Origin of the sequence: Mannheimia sp. E30BD, assembly GCF_041807785.1 — a bacterium.
Taxonomy (GTDB): Bacteria; Pseudomonadota; Gammaproteobacteria; order Enterobacterales; family Pasteurellaceae; genus Mannheimia.
In genome coordinates this window covers 1-7,768 of sequence record NZ_JBGTYX010000037.1, presented here as the reverse complement: position 1 = coordinate 7,768, position 7,768 = coordinate 1, and the positions used below count along the sequence as shown (strand labels likewise).

Sequence of the window (7,768 nt, the reverse complement as noted above, 5' to 3'; positions counted from 1 at the left end):
CGAAAAAATTTCCCTTTATTCTTGAAGGAATGTGAATTTCGGTTTAACTTTGGTACACCAAAAGAACAGCTCAAAACGTTGCGAAAATGGTGTGAGATTTAGGGCTAATCTACTACAGCCCCATGAAAAATATGCTACTAATGAGCGGCTCTAAATATAAAAATACCGAGTATCTTGCTCATACAATTAAATGGTTAAAAGATTTTTTGGCTGACCATAAAGGTAAAAAAGTCGCATTTTTACCCTATGCAGGTGTAAGCCGTAGCTACGATGAATATGAGCAAACAGTACAAGAAAAGTTAGCAGAGCTGGAATTAGAGATTATTTCCGTTCATCGGGCTAAAAAGCATACTGATATTATCGAACAAGCAGATGTGATTGCAATTGGTGGTGGTAATACATTTTGTTTGTTAAATCAGATGTATGAAAATCAGGTGTTAGCGTGCATTCGTGAAAAAGTAGAAAACGGCACACCTTATTTCGGCTGGAGTGCGGGAGCAAATGTGGCTGGCTTGTCAATAATGACTACAAACGATATGCCGATTACTTATCCGCCTTCCTTTAACGCATTAAATTTATTCCCTCATCAAATTAATCCTCATTTTATCTCTGGCAAAATTCAAGGTCATAATGGCGAGAGCCGTGAAGAACGCTTAAAAGAATTTCTGATTGTAAATCCGACTTCTCTCGTTTACGCCCTACCTGAAGGCACGGCGTTACATATTCAGGGTAATCAGGCTCGTGTGCTAGGCGAAACCGCCGTTTTACAATTTAGTCAAGATATGCAGTTAAAAACGTTTGAGCCAAACTCTACTTTTACTTATTAAGGAGCAGATATGAATACCTTTAATTTAATTGTTGCGATAGTGGGTATCACCACTACTATCTATTTGCTAATCAAAAAGCACGAAACCAGAACGGTGTTAATTGCAATGGGTTTGGGAATGGCGCTGCTTACCCTACAACCTATGGCAGCACTTGATGCTTTTGCCAAAAGTATGACCTCAAGCGGTCTGATTATGGCAATCTGTTCCAGTATGGGTTTTGCCTATGTGATGAAATCAACAGGCTGTGATAATCACTTAGTCCAGCTCTTAACCAAACCTTTAAGCGGATTAAAATTTTTCTTAATTCCGATTGCCACCATCATTACCTTTTTTATCAATATTGCCATTCCATCAGCTGCTGGTTGTGCTGCAGCAGTAGGAGCAACGCTAATTCCTGTATTAAAATCATCAGGTGTTCGCCCAGCAATGGCGGGGGCGGCAATTCTGGCAGGTACATTTGGCTCAATGATGAGCCCGGGATCTTCACATTCTGCAATGATCAGTGAGATGTCTGGCTTAACTGTTACGCAGGTAAACCTTTCTCACGCTCCTTATACCATTATTGCAGGAGCGATTGGGGCTATTGCTCTTACTATTCTTGCTCTTGTTTTTAAAGATTATGGCAAAGAACATCGTGATGCGTATTTACAAAATGCTGAACAAACTCAAACTGAGGCAACCAAGACCAACATTCTCTATGCCATTGCACCACTAGTGCCATTAGTTATCTTAGTGATTGGCGGAACGTCATTACAAGAAATCTCTTGGCTAAGTTGGACAAAAATGGGCGTACCGCAAGCGATGTTAATTGGGGCTATTTATGGCTTAATTATCACTCGTACCTCGCCTGCCAAAATTACCAATGAATTCTTTAACGGAATGGGTTATGCCTATGCGAACGTGCTAGGTATCATCATTGCTGCAGGTGTGTTTGTGGCAGGTTTAAAAGCCACAGGTGCGATTGATTCTGCCATCGAATTCTTAAAACACTCAAACGAATTTGTACGCTGGGGAGCAACTATCGGACCATTCTTAATGGGTATGGTAACAGGCTCTGGCGATGCCGCAGCTATTGCCTTTAACACTGCAGTTACCCCACACGCAGCAGAATTAGGTTATACCCACGTTAATTTAGGTATGGCAGCTGCTATTGCAGGGGCAATCGGTCGTACCGCTTCGCCTATTGCAGGTGTAGTGATTGTGTGTGCTGGTATTGCAGGAGCAAACCCTGTTGAAATGATTAAACGTACTGCACCGGGTATGATACTTGCAATCCTATTCCTAGCATTATTTATGCTATAACCCAACTGCCCTTTGTCATAACACAAAGGGCGATTGTTACGAGGAGGAACTATGAGTATTTCATTAGAAAAACTGATCCAATGGCGTCGTGAATTTCATCAATTCCCTGAAACAGGTTGGAGTGAATTTTGGACAACCAGCAAAATTGCAGATTACCTCTCAGAAATCAGTTTTGACATTTTACTCGGCAAGCAAATTATCAATCCTGATTTTGTGCGTGGTCGTAATCAAGCTATTGTCGAAAAAGGGATAAAACGAGCTAGAGAATATGGAGCAAATCCGAAATGGCTCGAAAAAATGGAAGGCTATACAGGCTGTGTTGCAGTATTTGACTCTGGCAAGCCCGGCAAAACCATTGCTTTACGTTTTGATATTGACTGCGTTGATGTGGCTGAAACCAAAGATCCTAACCATCGAGCAAACCAACTTGGTTTTGCTTCACACAATGATGGGGAAATGCACGCCTGCGGGCACGATGGGCATATCACTATCGGCTTAGGTGTCGCTCACTGGTTAATGGAAAACCAAGACAAGCTCAAAGGTAAAGTCAAAATTGTGTTCCAACCTGCTGAGGAAGGCGTTCGAGGTGCTGCCGCCATTGCTGCAAGCGGTATCATTGATGATGCAGATTACTTTGCTGGCTCGCACATTAGCTTCTGTGCAAATAGCGGCACAGTATTAGCCGATCCGAAAAATTTCCTTTCTACCACCAAAATTGATATTCGCTACAAAGGCAAACCTGCCCACGCAGGGGCAGCTCCACATTTAGGGCATAATGCCTTACTTGCGGCGGCTCACGCTGTTACCCAAGTTCACGGCATTTCAAGACACGGAGAAGGAATGAGCCGTATCAATGTTGGAGTGTTCAAAGCAGGTTCTGGACGAAATGTTATTCCTGCTGACGCTGAACTTAAACTTGAAGTGCGTGGTGAAAATAAAGCGATCAATCAATATATGGCAGATCAAGTAATGCAAATTGCCAAAGGTATTGCCACTAGCTTTGCAGTAGAATATGAAGCTGAAATTATGGGCGAAGCTGTAGATATGGTTAATGATGTGGAGTTAGTGGAGCTAATCAAAGAAATTGCGATTGCTCAACCACAGGTTCACAGCAGCGATCAAGACTACGCCTTTAATGCGAGTGAAGATGCCACTATTCTAGGGCGACGTGTGCAAGATAACGGCGGTAAAGCTATCTACTTTATTATCGGGGCAGACCGCACCGCAGAACATCATCAAGCTGAATTTGATTTTGATGAAGAACAACTCTTAACTGGCGTAAATATCTATACAACGCTAGTTGAAAGACTATTAGCTTAAGGCCAAAAGCCCTGAAATTCAGGGCTTATTTTTTCCATTTGCAAATTTCCTCATAAAACGACCGCTTGTAGCATTCCACTGCAAATAATTTCTCTAAAATATAAAAAATATTGAGCAATCACAAATTTTTATTGTAGAATCCATAAGTTTTTTTAATTCATTCGATTATAGGAAATAATTATGCAATTCAGAGAAATTAATCCCTCCCCTCGTTTATTAATGTGCCCTGGCCCAACAGATGCCGATCCTCGTGTTTTACGTGCGATGTCTGCTCCGATTTTAGGTCAGTTCGACCCTGAGTTTACCTCATTAATGAATGAAACAATGGAAATGGAACGCCGTGTATTCCAAACCAAAAATGAACAAACTTATGTCGTAAACTCAACGTCTCGTGGTGGTTTGGAAACTATTTTAACGGCAGCAATTTGTCCGGGCGATAAAGTGTTAATTCCTGCATTTGGCCGTTTCGGTTATCTATTAAATGAAATTTTATCCCGTAGTGGTGCAGATATTACGATTATCGAAAGAGAATGGGGTACAGTATTTGAGCCTGAGGAAATTGAAGCTGAATTGAAAAAAGGCGGCTATAAAGCAGTTGCTATTATTCACGGCGAAACCTCCACCTCTATGATGCAGCCGTTAGAAGAGATCGGCAAAATCTGTAAACAATATGATGCAATGTTGATTGTAGATACCGTTGCGACCTTAGGTGGTGTTGATATCCGTGTTGATGAATGGGGCATTGATGCTTGTATCGGTGGTACGCAAAAATGTATTTCTGCTCCATCAGGCACAGCGTTAATTACTTATAACAAACGTATTGAAGAGATTATTGCCAAACGTAAGCGTGTAGAAAAAGGCATTCGTGTTGATTCTGATGTGGACGGCACATTACCGCCAATTCCAAGTAACTACTTAGACTTAGCTCAATTACAAGATTACTGGAGCCCACGTCGTTTAAATCACCATACAGAAGCAACTTCTGCACAATATGGCGTACACGAAGCGTTACGCATTATTTTACAAGAAGGTTTAGAAGCTCGTTTTGCTCGCCATATTTTAAACGATAAAGCATTATGTGCAGGTTTAGAGGCAATGGGGCTGAAAATTTTCGGTGATCGTAAACACAAAGCCCCTGTGGTAACGGCATTCCATATCCCGGAAGGCATTACAGGCCCTGCTCTGCGTAGCGATATTATAAACCACTTCGGCATTGAATTAGCGACTTCATTTGGCCCGTTAGATGGTAAAGTAATTCGTGTCGGCAATATGGGCTACTCTAGCCAGAAACGCAATATCCTATTAACCTTAGGAGCGTTAGAAGCTGTACTTCTAAGCCACAAAGTCAAAGTGCCATCAGGCGATGCTGTAGCAGCAGCTCTCGCAGTTTATAAAGAGGCTGAAAAATAATTCTTACTTTTTAAATCCTTATCTATTTGAAAGATAAGGATTTTTTATTTTTTCTAAATAAATTTCATTTTTTTGCAAATTTTTTGTCAGAATCCACCGCTTGCTCCGTCTAATCCTCAGTTTTTTAGTTTAGGAGCATCTTATGTCATCTTGTTCAACTCAATCCACCTGCCCAATGACAGCCTGTAAAAACGGCTTGGGCTTTCTGGCATTACGCCTTTTCCTTGCTTATGAATTTTTCGAGGCAGGGCTTTCGAAATTGAACGGTGAAAACTGGTTCGGCTCAATTCAAGAGAGCTTCCCGTTCCCGTTTAATCTGTTACCGGCCGATCTTAACTGGGCAGTTGCCACCGGTGCGGAAATTATTTTCCCTATCCTGCTGGCATTGGGCTTATTCACCCGTTTCAGCACACTCGGCTTAATGATTTTAACGGCTGTCGCTTGGTATGCGGTGCACGCAGGCAGTGGCTACAATGTGTGTAATAACGGCTACAAAATGGCGGTGATTTATTTAGTGATGTTTGTTCCACTTTTATTACAAGGTGCAGGCTCACTCTCTCTCGATTTTCTGTTACAGAAAAAATCCCCAACCAAACGCTGGTTGAAATTCCTTTAACCCTAACTTATGGAGAAATTTTTAATGAAAAAAGCAACTTTAATGGCATTAGCCAGTGCATTAACAATGGCAACTGCAACAGTAAACGCTGAAACTCAAGCAGTAAAAGCAGACGCTTGTGTCGAAATGAAAGACGGTAAATGCGTAAAAACCAAAGCTGCAGAAGGTAAATGTGGTGAAGGTAAATGCGGGGCAACTTCTTCTGAGCCAAAAGCCGCAGAAGGTAAATGTGGCGAAGGTAAATGTGGTGCAACTGCTCCAAAACAAGCTGCACCAAAAGCTGCCGAAGGTAAATGCGGCGAAGGGAAGTGCGGAGCTTCTAAGTAACTAGGTAGGGTGCGTTTGCTAACGCACCCTACATAAGCGGTCAAATTTACTCAATTTTTTGCAAATTAAAGGAAACAACGATGCTGAAATTTACAGGTGCAGGCTTAGGCTACCGCCGTGATTTGGCGGACGGATTTTTATCACTGACAGACCACAAAATTATTAACTTTATGGAAGTGTCGCCGGAGAACTGGCTGAAAATGGGTGGTCAGGCTCGTTATAACTTCGATAAAGCGGCTGAAAAAATCCCGGTGATTATTCACGGATTATCACTCTCACTCGGCGGCCAGGCTCCGTTGGATATGGAATTGCTGAAAGGGATTAAAACGATGCAACAGCAGTACAATTCGTTCTTCTTCTCAGACCATTTAAGCTACTGCGAATGCGAAGGCCATCTATACGACTTACTGCCAATGCCGTTTACCGATGAAGCGGTACATCACGTTGCAAATCGGATCAAACAGGTGCAAGATTATCTCGGTATGCAAATTTCGCTGGAAAATACCTCCTACTATCTGCATTCGCCAACCAGCACAATGAATGAAGTCGAGTTCTTAAATGCAATTGCCCAAGAAGCGGATTGCGGTATTCACCTCGATGTGAATAACATCTATGTTAATGGCGTAAATCACGGCTTGTTAGATCCGTTCGTATTCATCGATAAAGTAGATAAAAAACGGGTGAATTACATTCACATTGCCGGCCACGATGAAGATCACGGTGCGGCGGAAGAGGTGAAAATCACCGAAGGCGAATCCTTTAATATGGTGAAAGGCGAACTGCGTCATCTGCCGACTTTACTGGTTGATACACACGGTGAAGCGGTGCAAAAAACCGTGTGGGACTTGCTGGAATACACCTACGAACGCTTACCGCATATTCCACCAACACTGCTTGAACGGGATTTCAACTTCCCTCCGTTCCAAGAGCTGATTGATGAAGTTCAGCACATTGCGAGCTTACAGCAAAAATATGCAAAAACGGGGCTACAAAATGCCGCTTAAATTGGTTGAAGAACATAAACCTTCACTCAAAGAGACCCAAGCGGAATTTGCCAACGCCATTCGCCACAACGATGTGAGCTTAATGAGCGGTAACATTTCGCCACAGCGATTAGGTGTCTATTCCCGTCTTGTGCGTAATAACACACTCGGTTTTATCGACCGCTGTTATGTGGAACTACCGCAACACATCAGCCGTGAAGAATGGACGGAAGTCAAAGAAAAATTTGTGCGGGAGGGCAAAGCCCACTCGCCGTTTTTCCAAGACATCGCCGGCGAATTTCTGCTGTTCTGCCGAGAAAATGGCTGTTTCGCCCCGCATCTGTTGGAGCTGATGGACTTTGAAAATGCTCAACTGCTGGCGGAAGTCTCAATGGCAAGCGTGCCAAGTGAATTTGAGTGGGATAATGACACCGTAATGCAATTCTCCGGCACAGCCGAACTGCGTCAATATGCTACTAATTTTTTGCGTAGCGATTTCAAGCAGTTTGAAGAGGGCGAGACCAATGTGTTAGTCTGGCGGGACGCAGAGTTTGGGATTTACTACAACACGCTGGAAGAGCTGGATTTCTTCTTACTCAGCTCCTTGCAAGAGGGCGAAAATTCCCTCAATGGCTTGTTCGCCGAACTCAGTGAATTTCTCGACCAAAACCCCAGTTTGAAAGCCGTCTTGCGTCAGATTTGGGAAAAATGGGTGAATGCGGAAGTGATTTATCCAATCTCCCATTCAGAAGGCGAATTTGAAGATTAAGATGAGTGGATTTCCCTCTTTAAGAAAAGCGAGTTTAAGTTCTAAATAAATGAATAATGTTCGTGTGTAGCAACTGTATCTCCCCAAAATATTTGGCGAGATACAAATTCGTTAATTAAACCGCGTGAGCATTCCACTGTGAGCCATCACGGACGATGGCATTAATCACGGTTAAAAGCTTACGCATACAGGCGTTTACCGCCACTTTGAACGG

At 42.7% G+C, this 7,768-nt stretch carries 8 protein-coding genes and 1 pseudogene; all 9 read left to right on the top strand.

Features of this window, described 5'->3' with window-relative positions; all coding sequences use genetic code 11:
• A pseudogene (locus tag ACERCG_RS11860) lies at positions 1–102 on the top strand (IS1595 family transposase); the annotation flags it as partial.
• 20 nt (positions 103–122) lie between these two features.
• Positions 123–827 carry a dipeptidase PepE gene (pepE, locus tag ACERCG_RS11855; protein ID WP_373612261.1) on the top strand — a complete coding sequence of 235 codons (705 nt, stop codon included), beginning with the start codon at positions 123–125 and terminating at the stop codon, positions 825–827.
• Between the two features lie 9 nt (positions 828–836).
• Positions 837–2,129, top strand: coding sequence for a C4-dicarboxylate transporter DcuC (gene dcuC, locus ACERCG_RS11850; RefSeq protein WP_373612260.1), 1,293 nt, complete (start codon positions 837–839; stop codon positions 2,127–2,129).
• A 51-nt stretch (positions 2,130–2,180) separates the two neighbouring features.
• Entirely contained in the window at positions 2,181–3,449 is a 1,269-nt protein-coding gene (locus tag ACERCG_RS11845) for an amidohydrolase (RefSeq protein WP_373612259.1), read from the top strand.
• A gap of 180 nt (positions 3,450–3,629) precedes the next feature.
• Positions 3,630–4,859: an alanine--glyoxylate aminotransferase family protein gene (locus ACERCG_RS11840; RefSeq protein ID WP_373612258.1), complete on the top strand. Its 1,230-nt coding sequence runs from the start codon at positions 3,630–3,632 to the stop codon at positions 4,857–4,859.
• A gap of 175 nt (positions 4,860–5,034) precedes the next feature.
• On the top strand, positions 5,035–5,475 hold the full coding sequence (locus tag ACERCG_RS11835) for a DoxX family protein (RefSeq protein ID WP_373612263.1): 441 nt from the start codon (positions 5,035–5,037) through the stop codon (positions 5,473–5,475).
• 24 nt (positions 5,476–5,499) lie between these two features.
• Positions 5,500–5,802: a hypothetical protein gene (locus tag ACERCG_RS11830; RefSeq protein WP_373612257.1), complete on the top strand. Its 303-nt coding sequence runs from the start codon at positions 5,500–5,502 to the stop codon at positions 5,800–5,802.
• A gap of 80 nt (positions 5,803–5,882) precedes the next feature.
• Positions 5,883–6,806 carry a DUF692 domain-containing protein gene (locus ACERCG_RS11825; RefSeq protein ID WP_373612256.1) on the top strand — a complete coding sequence of 308 codons (924 nt, stop codon included), beginning with the start codon at positions 5,883–5,885 and terminating at the stop codon, positions 6,804–6,806.
• Positions 6,796–7,554, top strand: a complete 759-nt coding sequence (locus tag ACERCG_RS11820) for a DUF2063 domain-containing protein (RefSeq protein WP_373612262.1) — start codon at positions 6,796–6,798, stop codon at positions 7,552–7,554. Before ACERCG_RS11825 ends, ACERCG_RS11820 begins: the two co-directional genes overlap by 11 nt.
• The last annotated feature ends 214 nt before the right edge of the window (positions 7,555–7,768 follow it).